The organism is Pseudomonas sp. SR18, assembly GCF_023701505.1.
In the GTDB taxonomy this organism is placed as follows: Bacteria; Pseudomonadota; Gammaproteobacteria; order Pseudomonadales; family Pseudomonadaceae; genus Aquipseudomonas; species Aquipseudomonas cyclaminis.
The window spans coordinates 1-17,887 of record NZ_JAMQAU010000026.1 but is presented as its reverse complement, the minus strand read 5'-3'; the positions used below and the strand labels follow the sequence as shown (position 1 = coordinate 17,887).

The 17,887-nt window shown below is 60.8% G+C and carries 20 protein-coding genes; 5 read left to right on the top strand and 15 right to left on the bottom strand.

Features of this window, described 5'->3' with window-relative positions:
• Positions 1 to 144: 144 nt before the first annotated feature.
• Positions 145 to 870, top strand: coding sequence for a UTRA domain-containing protein (locus tag NDJ82_RS26410; protein WP_099584460.1), 726 nt, complete (start codon positions 145 to 147; stop codon positions 868 to 870).
• On the opposite strand, the gene NDJ82_RS26405 is transcribed toward NDJ82_RS26410, so the two are convergent.
• The 9 genes from NDJ82_RS26405 to soxR all read right to left on the bottom strand — a co-directional run bounded on the left by NDJ82_RS26405 (position 851) and on the right by soxR (position 7,590).
• Positions 851 to 1,765, bottom strand: coding sequence for a metal ABC transporter substrate-binding protein (locus NDJ82_RS26405; protein WP_250926605.1), 915 nt, complete (start codon positions 1,763 to 1,765; stop codon positions 851 to 853). The two genes, NDJ82_RS26410 and NDJ82_RS26405, sit on opposite strands and share 20 nt — an antisense overlap.
• A complete protein-coding gene (locus tag NDJ82_RS26400) occupies positions 1,765 to 2,664 on the bottom strand; it encodes a metal ABC transporter permease (protein WP_250926604.1) in 900 nt (299 codons plus the stop codon). The genes NDJ82_RS26405 and NDJ82_RS26400 overlap by 1 nt, the downstream gene beginning before the upstream one ends.
• Entirely contained in the window at positions 2,661 to 3,407 is a 747-nt protein-coding gene (locus NDJ82_RS26395) for a metal ABC transporter ATP-binding protein (protein WP_112194397.1), read from the bottom strand. The genes NDJ82_RS26400 and NDJ82_RS26395 overlap by 4 nt, the downstream gene beginning before the upstream one ends.
• Positions 3,404 to 4,324 (bottom strand): metal ABC transporter substrate-binding protein, encoded by a 921-nt coding sequence (locus NDJ82_RS26390; RefSeq protein WP_250926603.1) that lies wholly within the window; start codon positions 4,322 to 4,324, stop codon positions 3,404 to 3,406. Before NDJ82_RS26390 ends, NDJ82_RS26395 begins: the two co-directional genes overlap by 4 nt.
• A gap of 19 nt (positions 4,325 to 4,343) precedes the next feature.
• Positions 4,344 to 4,904 (bottom strand): DUF6162 family protein, encoded by a 561-nt coding sequence (locus tag NDJ82_RS26385; protein ID WP_250926602.1) that lies wholly within the window; start codon positions 4,902 to 4,904, stop codon positions 4,344 to 4,346.
• The gene (locus NDJ82_RS26380) at positions 4,901 to 5,224 is read right to left on the bottom strand and encodes a hypothetical protein (protein WP_099584466.1); all 324 of its coding nucleotides are present in this window, start codon (positions 5,222 to 5,224) and stop codon (positions 4,901 to 4,903) included. The genes NDJ82_RS26385 and NDJ82_RS26380 overlap by 4 nt, the downstream gene beginning before the upstream one ends.
• A complete protein-coding gene (locus NDJ82_RS26375) occupies positions 5,221 to 5,757 on the bottom strand; it encodes a PA2404 family protein (RefSeq protein ID WP_099584467.1) in 537 nt (178 codons plus the stop codon). The genes NDJ82_RS26380 and NDJ82_RS26375 overlap by 4 nt, the downstream gene beginning before the upstream one ends.
• Complete coding sequence (locus tag NDJ82_RS26370; protein WP_191948293.1) at positions 5,757 to 6,956, bottom strand: PepSY-associated TM helix domain-containing protein; 1,200 nt, start codon at positions 6,954 to 6,956, stop codon at positions 5,757 to 5,759. The genes NDJ82_RS26375 and NDJ82_RS26370 overlap by 1 nt, the downstream gene beginning before the upstream one ends.
• A gap of 193 nt (positions 6,957 to 7,149) precedes the next feature.
• Complete coding sequence (soxR, locus tag NDJ82_RS26365) at positions 7,150 to 7,590, bottom strand: redox-sensitive transcriptional activator SoxR (RefSeq protein ID WP_112194403.1); 441 nt, start codon at positions 7,588 to 7,590, stop codon at positions 7,150 to 7,152.
• A 100-nt stretch (positions 7,591 to 7,690) separates the two neighbouring features.
• Between soxR and NDJ82_RS26360 the strand changes: the two genes are divergently transcribed.
• Positions 7,691 to 8,056: an antibiotic biosynthesis monooxygenase gene (locus NDJ82_RS26360; RefSeq protein WP_099584470.1), complete on the top strand. Its 366-nt coding sequence runs from the start codon at positions 7,691 to 7,693 to the stop codon at positions 8,054 to 8,056.
• Here NDJ82_RS26360 and NDJ82_RS26355 read toward each other — a convergent pair.
• From NDJ82_RS26355 to msuE, 4 genes are read right to left on the bottom strand one after another with little or no spacing between them, the layout of a single operon-like run.
• Positions 8,045 to 9,148, bottom strand: a complete 1,104-nt coding sequence (locus NDJ82_RS26355; protein ID WP_099584471.1) for a sigma-54 interaction domain-containing protein — start codon at positions 9,146 to 9,148, stop codon at positions 8,045 to 8,047. The genes NDJ82_RS26360 and NDJ82_RS26355 overlap by 12 nt on opposite strands.
• Before the next feature lie 12 nt (positions 9,149 to 9,160).
• Entirely contained in the window at positions 9,161 to 10,348 is a 1,188-nt protein-coding gene (locus NDJ82_RS26350) for an acyl-CoA dehydrogenase family protein (protein ID WP_250926601.1), read from the bottom strand.
• A gap of 55 nt (positions 10,349 to 10,403) precedes the next feature.
• Positions 10,404 to 11,543 (bottom strand): FMNH2-dependent alkanesulfonate monooxygenase, encoded by a 1,140-nt coding sequence (gene ssuD, locus NDJ82_RS26345; protein WP_250926600.1) that lies wholly within the window; start codon positions 11,541 to 11,543, stop codon positions 10,404 to 10,406.
• A 9-nt stretch (positions 11,544 to 11,552) separates the two neighbouring features.
• The gene (gene msuE / locus NDJ82_RS26340; protein ID WP_099584481.1) at positions 11,553 to 12,116 is read right to left on the bottom strand and encodes an FMN reductase; all 564 of its coding nucleotides are present in this window, start codon (positions 12,114 to 12,116) and stop codon (positions 11,553 to 11,555) included.
• A gap of 399 nt (positions 12,117 to 12,515) precedes the next feature.
• On the opposite strand from msuE, the gene NDJ82_RS26335 reads away from it, so the two are divergent.
• The 3 genes from NDJ82_RS26335 to NDJ82_RS26325 all read left to right on the top strand — a co-directional run bounded on the left by NDJ82_RS26335 (position 12,516) and on the right by NDJ82_RS26325 (position 16,027).
• Positions 12,516 to 12,785: a hypothetical protein gene (locus NDJ82_RS26335; protein WP_191960387.1), complete on the top strand. Its 270-nt coding sequence runs from the start codon at positions 12,516 to 12,518 to the stop codon at positions 12,783 to 12,785.
• Positions 12,786 to 13,018: 233 nt separating this feature from the next.
• Positions 13,019 to 14,179 carry a cysteine desulfurase family protein gene (locus tag NDJ82_RS26330; RefSeq protein ID WP_250926599.1) on the top strand — a complete coding sequence of 387 codons (1,161 nt, stop codon included), beginning with the start codon at positions 13,019 to 13,021 and terminating at the stop codon, positions 14,177 to 14,179.
• A gap of 39 nt (positions 14,180 to 14,218) precedes the next feature.
• Positions 14,219 to 16,027: an aminopeptidase P family protein gene (locus NDJ82_RS26325; RefSeq protein ID WP_250926598.1), complete on the top strand. Its 1,809-nt coding sequence runs from the start codon at positions 14,219 to 14,221 to the stop codon at positions 16,025 to 16,027.
• A gap of 107 nt (positions 16,028 to 16,134) precedes the next feature.
• On the opposite strand, the gene NDJ82_RS26320 is transcribed toward NDJ82_RS26325, so the two are convergent.
• Both NDJ82_RS26320 and rhtA read right to left on the bottom strand, forming a co-directional pair.
• Positions 16,135 to 16,416, bottom strand: a complete 282-nt coding sequence (locus NDJ82_RS26320; protein ID WP_099584478.1) for a hypothetical protein — start codon at positions 16,414 to 16,416, stop codon at positions 16,135 to 16,137.
• Between the two features lie 164 nt (positions 16,417 to 16,580).
• A complete protein-coding gene (gene rhtA, locus NDJ82_RS26315; protein WP_158877418.1) occupies positions 16,581 to 17,468 on the bottom strand; it encodes a threonine/homoserine exporter RhtA in 888 nt (295 codons plus the stop codon).
• Between the last annotated feature and the right edge of the window lie 419 nt (positions 17,469 to 17,887).

The window sequence follows — 17,887 nt, the reverse complement described above, 5'->3', positions numbered from 1 at the left end:
GCAAGACATGCGGCATGCACTTCAGGCGAGCTGTCATCTGTCGGTCATCTGCAATGCCTACGCTGGCACTCAGTCGCAAGGGCCCGATTGCGCAGTGTTTTATGCACCTGAACGGTGCTGGTCTAGTCCAGAAAGGTAACGTTGATGCGTGATGAGGCAATCAAGGCGGTGACCTCCATCGGCCTGGCGCTGCAAGAGCAGATCGATCATGGACTTTTGCCGCCCGCCAGCAAACTGCCCGCCGAGCGTAAGCTCAGCGAGTTGTTTGGTACCACCCGGATCACCGTGCGGGAAGCCTTGTTACAACTGGAGGCCCAAGGGCAGATTTATCGTGAGGAGCGCCGTGGCTGGTTCGTGTCCCCGCCGCGATTGGCCTACAACCTGATGCAGCGCAGCCACTTTCACGCAATGGTCAACGATCAGGGCCGCGTGGCCTCCACCGAAGTGATTTCTGCGCGGCTGCAACCGGCGTCGGCGGCGGTGTGTGCGTGGTTGCAACTGCCGGCCTTGTCCAGCGTGATCCAGATCTGCCGACACCGGCGGATCGATGGTCGTTTGGTGTTGTACGTGGAGCACTACCTGAACCCGCAGTATTTTCCGGGGATTCTTGAGTGTGACCTGAATCAGTCGATGACCGAGTTGTATGCGCGCAAGTACGACTTGCATTACGGGCGGGTGCGCTTCGAGATTGTGCCGACATCACTGCCGATCGAAGCCGCCGCCGCATTGCGCGTGTCGGTGGGTAGCCCGGGCTTGAGGATTGCCCGGGTCAACTATGACCAGCACCAGCGGTTGATCGACTGCGACCTGGAGTTCTGGCGGCATGATGCGATTCATGTGGGCGTGGATGTCATGAGCTCAGCGTCTTGATCACCTGATCCACATTGGTTTCCAACTCAGTCACCGGGTCGGTGCCGTCGACATTCAGCACCAGCAACTTCGAGCCACCTGCCGTGATGGCGGCTTTCACCGCCTCACTCGGCTGGCGATGGTGCAGCACCACGGCCACGTCGTTGTCCTTCAACTGGGCACTGAGTGCCTGTAACGCCTCAGGCGTCCAATCGGCATCCGGCCGTGCATCGGTGCGAACCAGTTCCAGGTTCAGGCTACTGACCAGATACCCAAAGTGATCGCTCAAACTGACCACACTCAGGTTGTCCGCCTTGGCCAATCGGGCTTCGCTGTCGGCGGTGAGCTTGAGCAGGCGTTGCTTGAGCGCGGCCAGGTTGGCGTCGATCCTGGCCTTGGCGCTCGGTGCCAGACGGCTCAGGTCGGTCGATAGCACGTCGGCCATGCGCCCCAGATTGTTGCTCGATTGCCAGGGCTGGCTGTTCAGCCCATCGGCTACGCCAGGTTGCACGGCGATCCCCGGCAAGCCGCCGTCCACCGGGCGAGCGGCATCGACTTCGACAATCCGGATGTTGCTGCGCCGTGCCACGGGGTACAGCGGATCATCGGCCCACAATGAGCGAAGGCCAATAGCGGCATCGGCGTCCTGGGCCAGCGCGCTCAGTGCGGGGGCGCCACGGCCGGTGAAGTACGACACCTGGCGCGAGCCTGGCAGGTTGGCCGGGGCCGCGCGCTCAAGCTGCACGTCGGTGCCCTTGAGCAGCACCTCGGCCAGGCCGTAAGTGATGGGCAGTGAGGCCAGCACCTTGACCGGTCTGGCGGCATGGGCAGCCGGTTTTACTGCCTCGGCGGCCATCAGCGGCAGGGCGATTAAACAGGCGATGGCCAAGGCCAGAGGTTGAAGAGCAGAGCGCATTATCCAAGGTTCCCTTTGAGGCTGGGCACGGTGCCGCGCGCGATGGCGGCAAGGGCGAAGGCGATACCGGCCATCAGGATGATCGCGGCACCGGAGGGGATCGGCAGGTCGAAGATGATCGGCAACAGGATCCCGCACAGGGTGCTGACGGTGGCGATCACTACCGAGATCCAGAAGAAGCCTTTGAGTGACTGGCTCAACAGGCGTGCGGCGGCGGCGGGAATCACCAGCAGGGCGCCGACCAGGATCGCGCCGATGACTTTGACTGCCGCGACGGTGATCAGCGTTACCAGGATCACGAACAGGTAATCCAGGGTCTTCACCGCTACCCCGCGCACTGCCGCCAACTGCGGGTTGAAACTGGCGAGCATGATGCGGTTGTACAGCGGCAACGCCAGGGCCATCACCAGCGAGCCGACAATCGTCAGCACCAGCAGGTCGTTACCGTTGACCGTCAACACCGAACCAAACAGCACGTTTTCCAGGATGTGCACGTTGATCTTGCCCGCCAGGATCAGCAGCAGGCTCGCGCCCAACGCCAGGGACACCGACAGGAATACGCCGATCAGGGTGTCTGGCGCCAGGCCGGTGCGGTTGCGCAGGTAATTGAGCAGGATGCCGAACAGCAGGCAGTAACCAAACAGGCTGCCGTAGGGACCGGTGTAGGGTTCGCCGAGCAGGATGCCCACGGCGACGCCGGTCAACGCGGCATGGCCAACTGCTTCGGAGAAAAACGCAAAGCGCTTGACCACCACCAGCGTGCCCAGGCCGCCGAGCACCGGGCCGATCAGCAAACCGGCGAGCAGGGCGTTGACCACAAAACCATAGGCCAATGCTTCGGGTAGATAACCGGATGAGGCCCAGCCCTGGACCATCAGGCGAAACGCTTCATAACTCATTGCGCCGGGCTCCGAGGGTGGGTGGAAAACAGGGTCAGCAGGCGGTCCGGGGTCAGTGCCTCTTTGGGGGTGGCATCAAACAGCACGCGGCGGTTCAGGCCGGTGACGCGGTCGGCCAGGCGGCCAACGGCTTCCAGGTCGTGCTCGATCCACAGCACGGTGATCCCGGCCAGGCGCCAGTCATTGAGCAGTCGCTCAAACACCTGGATACCGGCTTCATCGAGCGCCGACATCGGCTCATCCAGTACCAGCAACTGCGGCGCCGGAATCAGGCCCTGGGCCAGCAGCACGCGCTGGCGTTCACCGCCGGACAGCGCGCCCATGCGCCGCTTGCGTTTGTCCTGCATGCCAACCCGTTCCAGGGCCTCGCCAATCGCAGCGGCGTAATGTTTGGACAAACCCAGAAACGCCGGGCGCCGCTGGCACATCGCGGCCATGAAGTCATCCACGGTCATCGGCAAGCCCCGGTCGAATTCCAGCGCCTGAGGCACATAGCCGATGGTGCCTGGCGTTGTCGGCCACGCCAGACTCAAGCGCCCTTGGTGCGGGGTTTGCCCCAGGAGAGTCTTGATCAGCGAGCTTTTGCCGCCGCCATTGGGGCCGACCAGCGCATGGATGCTGCCCGGTTGCACCTGAAAACTCACGCCGTCGAGGATCACGGTGCGGCCCAGGGTCAGTGACACGTTGTCGAAGTCGAGTGTCGGGCCGACGTTGGCGACCCTTAGCTGTTCTGCCGCCGTCATGTGCCCGACTCCTGAATCGCCCGGACCACGGTGTTGAGGTTGCCGGTCATCTCCACTTCGTACTTATCGGCGCTGTATTCGCCGTAGGAAATGTGTGAAAGCGGGTAGAGCTTGACCCCGGATTCACGCTGGATGGTGTCGACGTAGGTGGACGGGAAATCCATCTCCGAGAAGATCACTTTCACATCCAGGGCGCGCAGTTCGTCGATGGTCTTCTTCAGCTGGCTGGGGCTGGGCTCAATGCCGTGGGCGGGTTCGACCACGGCGGTGACTTCCAGGCCAAATTCACGCAGCAGGTAGTCGTAGGCCGCATGCACCGTGGCAACGCGCAGGTCCGGGTTGGGCGCGCTGGTCAATTTGGCGAGGGCGTCGGCGCGCATCTGGCGCAGGCGTTTGCCATAGGCACGGGCGTTCTGGGTGTAGGCCTTGGCGTTGTCCGGGTCGAGCTTGCCCAGCTCACGGGCGATGTTGTTGACCTGGGCAATCGAGGCGCTGATCGACAGGAAGGTGTGCGGGTTGACCACCTTGCCCGCACCGCGCGCGGCATTGCCGGTGGCGGCCAGCAATGGCACGTTGGCGTTGGCTTCGATCACCGCAATGTCCGGGCGCTCGCTGGTGGCGATCATGCGGTCGGCGAAGTCATCATGACCGACGCCATTGAGCACGATCACGTCCAGGGTGCCAATGCGCTTGATGTCTTCGGCACGCGGCTCGTAGGCATGGGGGTTGAAACCGGCGGGAATCAGCGGCACCACGTCGGCCTTGTCGCCGACGATATTGGCCACGTAGCTGTAATAAGGATGCAGGGTGATGCCGATACGCAGGCGTTTAGCCGCCTCGGCATTGGCCAGCGGGGCGAGCATCAGGCTCAGCAGACTGACCAGCAACAGGCGCAACAGGGGGGATGAAATAGACATGGGCAATCGGTCTTCTCGTTCAGTGACGGTGCTGGCGGGTAACGCCGGCGTCGAATTGCGCAACCACTTGCTGCCAGCCGGCTGCGATCAGCGCCTGGTCAGTGAGGTCGGAGGGGGCGGCCAGGTCGACGCGGCGATTGAGCCAGATGTCCGGCTCGGTGCCCTGAACGCGCATCAGCAGTGAACCGCTGGTGGTCGGCGCCTGGCTCAAGCCGAAGTAGGCTGCAGGCGCGAGCAACTGCCAGCGGTGATCGCCACGGCTGACCGAACTGGCATCCTGGGCGAACGGCGCGAAGCCTTCTTTGGCCAATTGCTCAGGCGTCGGCAGGGCGCTTTGTTCCTGCTGCAGCAGGTGGATTTCATCCAGGGTCACCCGCAGGTCGGCGTAGATGCCTTGTTCGGCGGCGTTCAGGTCGCGGCGGGCGTCCAGTTGGTGGCTGGGTACGGCGGCGACTTCCTGGGATTCGCCGTGCAGCGCCACCACCGTGCCGGCCACCGCGAGGATGATCAGGCACAGCAGTAGAACATAGAGGGTTTCGTGACCAGCACCGGCGGGGCGTACAACCTGTGTCGTACTCATTGGGGCTGGATATCCGCTTGGTCGATTTCGACGACATGGCCGGGGCCTGCGTCAAACAGCACGTAGAACTCGGCGGATGGCTTTTTGAAGGTCAGGGTCGAGTCCTGGCCGAGCTTGCCCGGTACCAGGATGGTCTCGTCGTAGCCGATCACATCCAGGGTCACGCCGGGGGCGCCGCTGCCGTCGGAAAAACCGCCCTTGCACTGGATCTGCTCGCCGGGGATTTCCTTGCATTCGCACATCGGGTTGTGGGCCAGCGCCACGGTACTGAAACCTGCGCACAGCAATAGCGCAGCGCGGGACAGGTGCTTGATCATCATGGTTTGACTCCTTGCTTGTTCAGCCAGGCGATGGTGGCAGGCGAGGCCTGGCTCAGCGGGATGGAACCCTGGTGCATCGTGCCGTCCCAGCCTTCCATGGTGACCCACAGCTCGGCGTCGGCTGGCGTGCGTTCCGGGACAGGCAGGGCGGCGCCCATGCGGTACGGTGTGCCGAAAAAGATCACCCCGGCCGCCCGCAGGCTGCGTGGCTTGCCGATGCGCAGGTAAGTGGCCTTGACCTGGTCGGCGCAGGTGTCGCACAGGGCAGCGTTGAAGAATTTCATTGGGCCGGCCGGGTCCGGTCTGGGGCCTTCATTGCGGAATTCGGCAAGGGTCAGGCTCCAGGGGCCGACCTTCACCTCGCCGGCCACCCGCTCGCCGATACCTGTGTCACCGCGAAACAGCGCGGCGTCGGCAAAATACTTGGGCATGAAGCCCAGGGGCACCAGCAATAGCAGCACATTGATATGGAAACGCCATTTCAGCCAGAAAGCCCGCAGGGGTGTCGGCGGTGTCGCTGCGACCTTGCTCATCAGTGGCTCTCCGAGGTTTCAGCCTGCAAGGCCGGGGTGGAAACAGACTTGCGCTGGGTCTTGGCCTCGCGCTTGAGGGCATTGAGGGTGGCCAGGGCCGTGCGCTTGGTCCAGATCAGCAAGCCGCTCAAGACCATCATGCTCAGCACCAGGCCGAAGAACGCCCAGATCAGCTTGATCCACAGCCCGCCAAAGTCGCCGGTGTGCAGCGGGCGCATGGATTCGGTGACGAACTCAAGCGCGGTACGGTCGGACAGGAGGTGCGAGACCGCGATTTCGCCGTTATAGGGGTTGAGTTGGGCGGTCTGGTACATCAGCGGGTACCAGCCGCGTCCGCCGATTTGCAAGTGGCTGTAGGCATTGAGCGGCAGTCGCACGAAGCTGGCATCCAGACCGGGGATGCGTTGGGTCGCGATTTCGATCGCTTCGTCCAGGGCAATCATGGGCGCTGGCACGCCGGGAGCGGACATTGGCACTTTCTCCCGTGCAATCACCGGCACCACCGGCTCGCTCGAAATGGAAATCTGGTTATCGAAGAGGATCGCCTGGATCAGGAACCAGGTCCCGGTGATGGAGATTACGGCAATGAACCAGATTGACCAGATGCCGCTCAGGCGATGGAAGTCGCCCCAGAAAATCCGAGCGCCGTGGCGGAACCGCAGGGTCGGCTTGAAAAAACCTTTCCAGAAACGCTTGTACACCACCAGCCCGGTGATCAAAGACGCCAGCAGTGGCAGGCCCAGCAGCGACACCAGGTACCAGCCCCAGCTGAATCCGTTGGTAAACGGCACCAGCCACCAGCCGTGCAGGGCTCGGGTGAATTGGGGGAAGTCAAAGGAAGGGCTGATGCCCTGGACCGCTCCGGTGTACGGGTTGACGTAGGCCTCTACCGAACGGCCGTCGGGGTAGTTGAGGTTGACGGTCAGGGCAAAGTGGGACTCATCCGGTCGAGTAATGGAGTTGACGATCACTTGGGGGTCGGAGTGTTTGATCGCGCCGAGCAGTTGATCGTAGCTCAGCATTTCGGCATCAGACGACGGCTTGCTCGCACGGATATCCGGGTTGGCCAGCCAGACGATTTCCTGGCTGACCACCGCCAGGGTACCGGTGACGCAGACGATCAGTACAAAGAACCAGATGGGCAACGCCAGCCAGCTATGTACGAGAAACCAGAGTTTGGAGCGTGACTTCTTCGACATGTGAATGAGGGTCTTGATCGGAGGGGGGCGAGGGAGGCCCGGAAATGGCCAGTCGTAGCTTTTGCTGACGCGACAGGCTGTATCTAAGTTAAGACGGATGAGAATGAGAAATCCCTAACCCGGAAATGAAAGAAAATGTTTCGGGTGCGTATTGAATGTGTTTTTACTTCGCCCCACGGCGCTTCACGTGCCCTTAAGTCGGTTCGAGCAACTGCGCCCCGGGGCCGCGCTCACCGAGCAGGTCATCCTGATTGCGCAGCGGGCATGCCTCCAACGATAAGCAGCCGCAGCCGATGCAGCCGTTGAGCTTGTCGCGCAGCAGCATCATCTTGTTGATGCGCTCATCCAGGTCTTCGCGCCAGAGTGCCGACAAACGCTCCCAGTCCTTGGCGGTGGGGGTGCGGCCATTTGGCAGCGTCTGTAACGCTTCGCCAATCGTCGCCAGCGGAATGCCCAGGCGCTGAGCGATTTTGATCACCACCACGCGGCGCAATACATCCCGTGGATAACGCCGTTGATTGCCCGCGTTACGATTGCTGTGGATCAGCCCCTTGGTTTCATAGAAATGCAGGGCCGTGACGGCCACACCACTGCGGGCGGCCAGTTGGCCGACGGTGAGTTCCTTGGTAATCATGAAAAACTCCGATTAAGCGCTTGACCTTGACTTAACTGGAGGTTTTACCCTGCGTGGCATTGAATCGCAAGATTCTGCCTACAGAGAAAGGGGAGTGTTCATGCAGGTATCAGAGAAAAATCGCAGCTTCACTCAGTTGATCGAGTTCCATATCGAGCCCCAGCAACACGTTGCCCTGGTGGCGGCCCTGTCCGTCCAGAGTGAGCGTTTGGCCGAGGGCCATGACGGTTTCCTCAGTGCGAGCGTACAGGTCAGTGATGACGGACGGCGGGTGCTCAATTACCTGCAATGGGCGTCCCGCGAGGACGGCGAGGCCGCGTTCAAGCGTTTTGAGCAGGGCGAGGAAGATTTCTGGACGCTGCTTCGCGCCCATCAGGCCACGGCGGTGACCTTTGGTTCGTTCCAGGTGCTGCGCAGTTTTGAGCGCAGTCACGACAATGCATTGCACTGCCGACTATATGGATAAATGCAGCATCCGTTCACCTTGCACGTTTTCCCCCGGCCGCCGTTTGTTGACCGCCAATTCGCCGATCTTGATCAGGCGTGTGCGCGTGACGTTGCGGCTCAGGCCCAGCAGGTTGGCGGTGTGCACCTGGTTGTAGTGGCTGAAACGGTAAGCGGCCCGCAGCAGGGCGTCTTCCACCTTCTCATGCAGGGCGCCGGCCTGTTCTTCGAAGAGCTTCTGGAAGGCGCGCGCGAGCAGGGCTTCGGCACTGTTGTCGGTGCCGTGCTGGCTGTCGTCCTGGCGCTCGATGCGCATGTTCGACAGGCGTAGATCATCCCGTTCGATCACGCCGTTACGGCAAATCAGCAGGGTGTGGTGGATGACGTTTTCCAGCTCGCGGATATTGCCCGGCCAACTGTAACTCTTGAGCTTTTGTTCGGCTTCGCGGCTGATGGTGATCGGGCCGTAGCCCAGGCGCCGGCTGTACGCTTCGATAAAGTGTCGGGTCAGCGGCAGGATATCGCCGGGGCGTTCGCGCAGCGGGCTGAGTTCCAGGCTGACCACATCGAGCCGGTAGTAGAGGTCTTCGCGAAAATGCCCGGCGTTGATGGCTTTCTCCAACTGCACGTTGGTGGCAGCCAGTACGCGCACATCAATGGGAATGCTCTTGCGCGAACCCAGGCGCACGACTTCGCGTTCCTGTAGGACGCGTAGCAATTTGACCTGGATGGCCATCGGCAAATCGCCGATTTCATCCAGGAACAACGTGCCGCCATCGGCCTCTTCGAACCAGCCGGCCTTGGCGCTGAGGGCGCCGGTAAAGGCACCTTTTTCATGGCCGAACAGTTCAGCCTCCACCAGGGATTCAGAGAACGCGCCGCAGTTTACCGCCACGAACGGCCGGTTGCGCCGCGCACTGAGATTATGAATGTGGCGCGCCACCAGCTCTTTACCGGTCCCGGTTTCGCCGATGATCAGCACGCTGGCTTCGCTGGGTGCCACTTGCTGGATGTGGTCGAGCAGCGCCTGGGATTTCGGGTCTTCGAAGACCTGGGCCGTGGCGCGGATCGAGGTCGCAAGGGCGGGCGAGGGCGGTAGGGTTAGAAGCTGCATGGGCACCTCTTTTTATGAGTAGAACGTAGGAATCGGCAGGGATTGGTTCAACGCCCAGTCCCCCAGTTCGTGGAGCTTGTAGTCCACCGGGTCGTGCAGGGTTTGCGTACGCAGGTTGCGCCAGTGGCGATCCAGGCGCAGGGACGCGTGGGTGGAACGTGCCCCGGTGACTTCAAACAGACGGCTGCACAGGTCCAGGCCTTGGCGGGTGGCAGCGACCTTGGCCGTTGCGATGGCAATCGCCAGTTGGCCGCGTTCGTGTTCGCTGAGGTTCGGTCCTTTGGCCCAGGCCTGGTCCAGTATCTCGGCGGCGCGTTCCACTAACAGACGCACGCCTTCGAGGGCCACCCAGAATTCGCCATAGTGTTGCAGCACGTAAGGGTCCTGGCGCACGTCTTCGGCTGAGGATTTGTGCCAGGCACGCGTTTCGGTGAGGGTGTAGGTGCGCGCTTCTTCGAAGGCTCCCTCGGCAATGCCGAGAAACATATGGGTGAAGGTCAACTGCGCGATCAGTGGGCGCAGGCAGGCGAAGGGGGTGCTCAGCGGGCCTGGATCGAGTAGCAATTCCGACTCTTCGACGCGCACCCGCTCGAAGCTGGCGCTGCCGCTGTCGGTCTGGCGTTGGCCGATATTGTTCCAGTCGTTGTGCAGCGTAATGCCACTGCGCCCGCTGGGAATGGCGGCGATCAGTAGCTTGCCGCCGGCATTTTCGTCCACGGCCGAGGCGATCAGCATCTGCGAGTCGCTGGCGCCGGAGCAGAAGCTTTTCTTGCCAGAGAATTCGCGCCAGCCGCCGAAATCCTTGACCACGGTGCGCGTGTCCAACGGGTTGAGGGCATTGCCCCAGAACCAGTTCTTGCGGGCGGTCTGTTCGAACCAGGGTTGCCATTGATCCGGGCGCGAAAACAGGCGCACGGTGGCCAGCATCAGGTGATGGAAGCCGAAGACGTGAGCAATGGAACTGTCCACCTTAGCGAATTCGCGCACGATGCCCAGGGTGTCGCTCCAGCGTGCGCCGAGGCCGCCGTATTGGGTGGGAATGCTCAGGGCCAGCAGGCCGCTTTGGCGCAGGGCGTCACGCTCGGTTTTGGGTGTGCCGCCGCGCTCGTCGCGTTCGACCGCGCTGAGGGCGAATTCGGCGGCCAGCAGTTTGGCGGTCTGCAAGGGGCATGGCAGGACGCTGTGGGGTTTGGCTGTCACGGGGTTTCCTCTCTATAAGCAGCAGCGGCCAGCGCAGTTGCCGCCGCTGCGCCGATCAGGCCTTGGCCGGTAGGACATCGTTGGCAATCATTTCGCCGAACGGGCCGGTGAGGTTGGTGATGCCGCGTCCGGCGAGGCTGGCATAGGGTTCCGGCAGCAGCGGGAACACCAGCTCGGCGAAGCGATAGGCCTCTTCCAAATGTGGATAGCCGGAGAAGATGAAGCTCTCGATGCCCAAGTCGGCGTATTCCTTGATGCGTTCAGCCACTTGTTGCGGGTTGCCCACCAGCGCGGTACCGGCACCGCCGCGCACCAGGCCGACACCGGCCCACAGGTTAGGGGCGATCTCCAGGTTGTCGCGGCGTCCGTCGTGAAGGGCGGCCATGCGGCGTTGGCCTTCGGAATCAAAGCGCGAGAAGGACTTTTGCGCGGCGGCGATGGTGTTGTCGCTGATGTGTTCGATCAGTTTATCGGCGGCTTTCCAGGCGTCTTCTTCGGTTTCGCGCACGATTACATGCAGGCGAATGCCGAACTTCACGGTGCGCCCGTGGCGCGCGGCGCGCTCACGTACATCCGCGAGTTTTTCCGCGACGGCGGCGGGTGGCTCGCCCCAGGTCAGATACACGTCCACCTGTTCGGCGGCGAGATCGTGGGCGGCGTCGGAGGAACCGCCGAAGTACAACGGTGGATAAGGCTTCTGCACCGGTGGGTAAAGTGCCTTGGCGTTCTGCACACGCAGGTGTTTGCCTTCGAAATCTACCGATTCGCCCTGCAACACGCGGCGCCATATCCGCAGGAATTCGTCGGAGACTTCGTAACGCTCGGCGTGGTCAAGGAAGCTGCCGTCGCCACGGTTTTCGTCGGGATCGCCGCCGGTCACTACATTGATCAGCAGGCGGCCATTGGACAGACGATCCAGCGTGGCGGCCATGCGTGCCGAGACGGTGGGCGAAATGATGCCGGGACGAATCGCTACCAGATAGCGCAGGCGCTCGGTCAGCGGTACCAGCGCCGAGGCGATGACCCAGGAGTCTTCGCACGAGCGGCCTGTAGGAATCAACACGCCGTAGTAACCCAGGCTGTCAGCCGCCTGGGCGACTTGCTTCAGATAATTGAGGGTGACGGGCCTGGCACCTTGAGTGGTACCCAGGTAATGACCGTCGCCATGTGTCGGTAGAAACCAGAAAACATCCATGACCAATCCTTAAGCGATTTTCAGCAGAGAAGGGGAGTGCGCCGCAAACAAGGGTGCCGCGCGTTCTGCTGCCAGTTGAATCCGTGCTTTTAGTAATTCACTGGTTATTTGGTAGTCGGTGAAGTCGGCTTCGGTGGCGTACACACCGATCGGCAGGGTCAGGGCCTGGAAGAAGGCAAACAGCGGGCGCAGTTGATGGTCGAGGACCAGCGCGTGGCGCTCGCTGCCACCGGTGGCGGCGAGCAGCACCGGGGTGTTGACCAGGGCGTTGAGGCCGACCAGATCGAACAGGTGCTTGAGCAGGCCGGGGTAGGAACCGCGATAGACCGGCGCGGCGACGATCAGCAGGTCGGCCTGTTCGATGGCCAACAGTTGGGCTTCGACGTCGTCGGGCAATTCATCGCGCGACAATGCGCCGCCCAGGGGACGGGCAATGTCGCCCAGTTCGATCAGGGTGGTCTGGATCGGCAGCAACGTGGCCAGTTCGGCCAGCAGGGCTTGGGTCAACACCAGGGTGCGCGACGGGCGCCAGGTTCCGCCGGAGAGGGCAACGACATTCAGGGGACGGGTCATGAACAGTTCCTTTTTCAACAGTGGTTCATAGCAAGTGAGGTGCAAGGTGTTGAGCAAGAGCTGTACCAACGGCTGAAGGCCTTGATTGGCGGGGGCTGCGGCTTTACTGCTGAAAAGTGTTGCTGTTGCCCGCCTGGTGATTTGTTGAATGGCTGTTGCCTGGGCAACAGTTGCGTGGCGAACAGTGCCCGGCAGGCGTGGAGCTATTTATAGAAGGTTATGGTTATTCCGTAAATGAACCTATTTCCATATTTATAGATCATAAAGAAATATGAGGAGGGCCTATCGAGAGTGCCTGGGCGGTTGATAGCAACTATCACGGACGGTGATTTTTCGCTGCGCAAGGCGAGGAGTAGCCTGTGTTCATTGACTCGAAACCACCTTCGCAGAGCCGCCGCCATGAACCGATTTCTCGCCGTTTGTTTACTGATTGTCAGCTCCATACTCGCCGGCTGTGCGAGCCATCCATCGCCAGAATTGCGCCCCTACTCGGCTGAAGAGACCAAGCAGCTGGCCCTGGAAGCGCTGAGTCGTCGCGGCTTGTCGTTCGATGAATATCAACAGCAGCGTGCCGCGCTGACCGGCCAGCCACAGAAGCCCTTCGGCTTTGATCGCCAGGGTGAAATGAATGCCGAGCGCAATGTGGTACTTCACGGTCGTCCCAGTTGATCGCGTCCTGCGCAGCAAAAAGCCCGAGGCTCCCCTTAAGGAACCTCGGGCTTTTTGTTTGCCATGGTGCGACTTCAGCCTGTTAAGCTGAATTTCAGGAGCGTTCCTACGCACATTTACTTAAAGTCGTCCTTCTTTAATGGCATCCAATCCGGTAAACCTGACGACCTCTGTTCCGGTCGATGCCCCTGAGACGCTGCTCTCGGGAACCTGCTCTGCGAGTCTTAACTGTCATGAATAAACGTCCGTTGTATTTCGACTACGCCGCCACCACGCCGGTGGACGAGCGAGTCATCCAGGTGATGGTCGATTGTCTGGGCTTCAACGCCAATTTCGGTAACCCCGCGTCCAGTTCCCACGCGTTCGGCCAGGCGGCCCGGCAAACGGTTGAACAGGCCCGTGGCCAGGTGGCCGAGTTGGTGGGCGCGCAGCCTGAGCAGATCGTGTGGACCTCCGGCGCCACTGAATCCAACAACCTCGCCATCAAGGGCGTGGCCCAGGCGCGGGGCGTGACGGGTGGGCATATCATCACCAGTCAGATCGAGCACAAGGCGACGCTGGACACCGCACGGCAGTTGCAGGAAGCCGGGGTGGCCGTGACCTACCTGGTGCCCGACGCGGACGGTTTGATCAGCGCCGATGCGGTCAGTGAAGCGTTGCGCGAAGACACCTTTCTGGTTTCGCTGATGCTGGTGAATAACGAACTTGGCACCCTGAATGACATCCCCGCCATCGGCGCGCGCGTGCGTGAACACGGGGCGCTGCTGCATGTGGATGCTGCCCAGGGTGCAGGCAAGGTGGCGATCGATCTGGCGCAGTGGCCGGTGGATCTGATGTCGTTCTCTGCGCACAAGTTGTACGGCCCCAAGGGCATAGGCGCGCTGTACGTCGGGCCTCGGGCGCAACAGAAAGTGTTTGCGCAGATTCATGGTGGCGGTCACGAGGGCGGCTTGCGCTCCGGCACGTTGGCGACTCATCAGATTGCGGGGATGGGCGCGGCATTCGCCCTGGCAGCGCAGTCGTTCACCGAGGAGAAAGCGGTGATCGTCGCGTTGCGGCAACGCCTGCTGGATCAGTTGGCGTCAGTCGCCGGTGTGCGCCTCAATGGCAGCGCGACGCAGCGTATTCCCCATACCCTGAGCCTTACGTTCGACGAAGGTGAATTCAATTCGGCGGCATTGAGCGCCGGTATTGCTTTTTCCGCTACGTCGGCCTGCAATTCAGCGAGTAATGCACCGTCCCACGTGCTACTTGCCCTTGGTCATGACGCCCGCTCGGCCGGCCGCACCATTCGTTTGAGCCTGGGTCGGTTTACCACCGAACAGGACATTGACCAGGCGGTGCAACTGATCAAGGCTGCACTGGCCAGCGCGCCGGCGTTCTGGGCCGTCTGATTTTCATATAACAATTATTAGTGGTTAGCAGGAGACACAATGAGTACGCAGCCTTTGACCCATGGAACGGTTCCCCAGCGCCTGGCGCACACCCGCGAACTGATGAGCCGCGAGGGCATCCACGCCCTGCTGGTACCGTCGGCGGACCCGCATTTGTCCGAATACTTGCCGGGTTACTGGCAGGGTCGTCAATGGTTGTCAGGGTTCCATGGCTCGGTGGGGACGCTGATTGTCACCGCGGATTTCGCTGGCGTGTGGGCGGATAGCCGTTACTGGGAACAGGCGACCAAGGAGCTCAACGGCAGTGGCATTGAGTTGGTCAAGCTGCAACCAGGTCAGCCGGGGCCGCTCGAGTGGCTGGCCGAGCAAACCCCGGAAGGCGGTGTGGTGGCGGTGGATGGTGCGGTAATGGCCGTCGCTTCGGCGCGCACCCTGGGCACCAGGCTGGCGGAGCGTGGGGCGCGTTTGCGCACCGATATCGACGTGCTTGATGCGGTTTGGACAAACCGGCCGAGTCTGCCGAGCCAACCGATTTATGCCCATCTGCCACCGCAAGCGACCGTCAGCCGCGGCGAGAAGCTCGCTGCACTGCGCGCCAGTTTGAAAGAGAAGGGCGCCGATTGGCACTTCATTGCGACCCTGGATGACATCGCCTGGCTGTTCAATCTGCGTGGCGGTGATGTTTCGTTTAACCCCGTGTTTGTGTCGTTTGCGTTGATCAATCAACAGCAGGCCACGTTGTTCGTGGCGCTGAGCAAAATCGACGCGGATCTGCGTGCTGTGCTCGAACAGGATGGCGTGACCTTGCGCGACTACAGCGAGGTAGCGGATGGCCTGCGTGGAATTCCTGGGGGGGACAGTTTGCAGGTTGACCCCGCCCGCGTAACCGCCGGGTTGCTGGAAAACCTCGATGCTGGCGTCAAGGTGATCGAAGGGCTTAACCCGACTACATTGGCCAAATCCCGCAAGAGTCTGTCAGATGCGGAACATATCCGCCGGGCCATGGAGCAGGATGGCGCGGCGCTGTGCGAATTCTTCGCCTGGCTGGACAGTGCGCTGGGCCGGGAGCGCATCACGGAGTTGACCATCGATGAACACCTGACTGCTGCGCGCACGCGTCGCCCCGACTATGTGTCGCTGAGTTTCAATACCATTGCTGCGTTCAACGCCAATGGCGCAATGCCGCATTACCATGCCACTGAAGAAGAGCATGCGGTGATCGAAGGTGATGGCTTGCTGCTGATTGACTCAGGTGGCCAATACTTGGGCGGTACGACAGATATCACGAGAATGGTGCCTATCGGTACGCCGAGTGAGGAACAGAAACGAGACTGCACCCGAGTGCTGAAGGGTGTTATTGCGCTGTCCCGTGCGCATTTCCCCAAGGGGATTCTGTCGCCGTTGCTGGATTCCATTGCCCGTGCGCCGATCTGGGCTGAAGGCGTGGACTACGGTCACGGTACTGGGCATGGTGTGGGCTATTTCCTCAACGTGCATGAAGGTCCCCAAGTGATCGCCTACCAGGCTGCCGCTGCGCCGCAAACGGCAATGCAGCCTGGGATGATCACATCCATTGAGCCGGGCACTTACCGTCCGGGGCGTTGGGGCGTACGTATCGAGAACCTGGTATTGAACCGAGAAGCGGGCAAGACCGAGTTTGGTGAGTTCCTCTCGTTTGAAACGCTGACTTTGTGCCCGATAGACACTCGTTGCCTGGAGCCGTCGCTGCTCACGGCGGATGAGCGCGAGTGGTTCAACGCGTATCACGCGCAGGTGCGTGAACGCTTGAGCCCTTTGCTCGATGGCGCAGGGCTTGAGTGGTTACAACTGCGTACGGCGGCTATTTGATCTAATGCAAACGCCGCTTGCGATCTGCTGCAAGCGGCGTTCAAGGATGAGTGTTAATCGAGCGCTGATTACGCACTGAGCAGTCGTCGGTGACTGCTCGAAGGCGATTACTTACAGATGACGATCATGCTGCGGCTGGTGTAGCCGGCAGGGTTGAGTCCGAAGGGGTAGTCCCCCGGTTCCTCTGAGTTGTCACCGGACTTGGCGATAACCCGATAACCCTTGGTGCCGCACGAGTTGGTTGCACTGGTGTAGCACTGGTCCCAGGAGGAGGACAGGCCTGAGCAGTTGATATGCAGCCCTTTTTTGCCACGTTTCACTTCTGTCTTGGTAGTCGCGGCACAGCCAGCAATGGCCACGACCATTAACAGTATCAAAATTCGTTTCATTCCCATCCTTAATAGCCACTTCGCAATACTTGAAGCCGGCTTTACTCGCTCTCGAGTGTAGCGTTCGCGCTGTCCCTGTCGAAAAACTCCATTAATGACATTCGTTTACCACTTAAACATGGCCTAAATGAGTGGCAAATGCCAGAGCTACATTCAAAGATGATTCAATCTGCCGGAACCAACGGTTTCGAGTCATTGCGCATCGTCAGCGTCGCGCCTACCGAGGCCAGAATAATGCAGGTGATGGCCAGCCATTGCGCCAGGGACAAGTGCTCTTGCAGGAAGAACAGGCCTGAAAGCGCGCCGAATGCGGGTTCGATGCTCATGAGGGTGCCAAAGGTTCGGGCGGGGAGACGCGTCAGCGCTACCATCTCCAGGGTGTAGGGCAGGGCGGTGGACAGGATGGCGACGCCGATGGCTATTGGAATCAGCGCAGGGGTCAGTAGTGCGCTTCCGGCATGCACGATGCCGATGGGCGCGACAAACAGGGCGGCGATCATCACGCCCAATGCGGCGGTCTGGACGCCATTGTCGTTACCGGCCTTCTGTCCGAACAGTATGTAGAGTGCCCAGCAGACGCCGGCCCCCAATGCATACGCTGCGCCGACCAAGTCGATGCCGCTGCTGGCTTCCCCAATCGGAATCAAAAGAAGCAGTCCGACGATCGCAAGGGCGATCCACAGGAAATCTACTGCTCTGCGTGACGCGTAGATGGCGACAGCAAGCGGCCCGGTGAATTCAAGGGCTACAGCGATGCCCAGAGGTACGCTGCGCAATGACATATAGAAAAGGAAGTTCATGCCGCCCAGGGCCATCCCGTAGATGAGCACGGTGCGCAGGGACTTGGCGGTCAATTTGGCGCGCCACGGTCTTAATATAAGAAGCATGATCACACTGGCGAAGATCAGGCGCAGGGTGGTGGTGCCTTGTGCGCCGACAATCGGGAACATGCTCTTGGCCAAAGAGGCTCCGGACTGGATGGAAGCCATGGCAATCAGCAGTAGGCCGACAGGAAACAATGCAGAGGCCAGGCCGCGGGGGGAGGTGGTCATTGGCGGTGTGCGTCCAAGGTCATATTTGATAGTCAGAGTTCGCTATGATGCTTAACAGTACGGTTTTGAGCAATATATTGCTCACTTTTGTGCGGTTGGCTGTCTATATATAGAGGGATAAGGGGGTATATGGGCGGTTTGATAGAAAAACCAAATTAACGCTTGACCGCAGATTCTGGAAGCCTATAATTTGCCCCACTTCCGGCGCAGTCGAAACGGAAAACTCCTTGGTAAACAATGAGTTACGCAGTTTTCGGCAGCAGGTTGCTTCAGTTCATCGAAGCCAAAAGGGAGTTGAAAAAGAGGTGTTGACAGCAGCGTGTAACGCTGTAGAATTCGCCTCCCGCTGATGAGAGATCTGAAGCGCAAGTGGTTGAAGTTGTTGAAGAAATCTTCGAAAGCTTCTGAAAATAATCACT

Coding starts and splice junctions, on each gene's coding strand:
- NDJ82_RS26400 (WP_250926604.1), bottom strand. CDS start 2,664: ATGAGTTATGAAGCGTTTCGCCTGATGGTCCAGGGCTGGGCCTCATCC.
- NDJ82_RS26355 (WP_099584471.1), bottom strand. CDS start 9,148: ATGCAGCTTCTAACCCTACCGCCCTCGCCCGCCCTTGCGACCTCGATC.
- NDJ82_RS26360 (WP_099584470.1), top strand. CDS start 7,691: ATGCAGGTATCAGAGAAAAATCGCAGCTTCACTCAGTTGATCGAGTTC.
- NDJ82_RS26370 (WP_191948293.1), bottom strand. CDS start 6,956: ATGTCGAAGAAGTCACGCTCCAAACTCTGGTTTCTCGTACATAGCTGG.
- NDJ82_RS26330 (WP_250926599.1), top strand. CDS start 13,019: ATGAATAAACGTCCGTTGTATTTCGACTACGCCGCCACCACGCCGGTG.
- NDJ82_RS26335 (WP_191960387.1), top strand. CDS start 12,516: ATGAACCGATTTCTCGCCGTTTGTTTACTGATTGTCAGCTCCATACTC.
- msuE (WP_099584481.1), bottom strand. CDS start 12,116: ATGACCCGTCCCCTGAATGTCGTTGCCCTCTCCGGCGGAACCTGGCGC.
- NDJ82_RS26325 (WP_250926598.1), top strand. CDS start 14,219: ATGAGTACGCAGCCTTTGACCCATGGAACGGTTCCCCAGCGCCTGGCG.
- NDJ82_RS26385 (WP_250926602.1), bottom strand. CDS start 4,904: ATGAGTACGACACAGGTTGTACGCCCCGCCGGTGCTGGTCACGAAACC.
- rhtA (WP_158877418.1), bottom strand. CDS start 17,468: ATGACCACCTCCCCCCGCGGCCTGGCCTCTGCATTGTTTCCTGTCGGC.
- NDJ82_RS26320 (WP_099584478.1), bottom strand. CDS start 16,416: ATGAAACGAATTTTGATACTGTTAATGGTCGTGGCCATTGCTGGCTGT.
- NDJ82_RS26390 (WP_250926603.1), bottom strand. CDS start 4,324: ATGTCTATTTCATCCCCCCTGTTGCGCCTGTTGCTGGTCAGTCTGCTG.
- ssuD (WP_250926600.1), bottom strand. CDS start 11,543: ATGGATGTTTTCTGGTTTCTACCGACACATGGCGACGGTCATTACCTG.
- soxR (WP_112194403.1), bottom strand. CDS start 7,590: ATGATTACCAAGGAACTCACCGTCGGCCAACTGGCCGCCCGCAGTGGT.
- NDJ82_RS26375 (WP_099584467.1), bottom strand. CDS start 5,757: ATGAGCAAGGTCGCAGCGACACCGCCGACACCCCTGCGGGCTTTCTGG.
- NDJ82_RS26410 (WP_099584460.1), top strand. CDS start 145: ATGCGTGATGAGGCAATCAAGGCGGTGACCTCCATCGGCCTGGCGCTG.
- NDJ82_RS26405 (WP_250926605.1), bottom strand. CDS start 1,765: ATGCGCTCTGCTCTTCAACCTCTGGCCTTGGCCATCGCCTGTTTAATC.
- NDJ82_RS26395 (WP_112194397.1), bottom strand. CDS start 3,407: ATGACGGCGGCAGAACAGCTAAGGGTCGCCAACGTCGGCCCGACACTC.
- NDJ82_RS26380 (WP_099584466.1), bottom strand. CDS start 5,224: ATGATGATCAAGCACCTGTCCCGCGCTGCGCTATTGCTGTGCGCAGGT.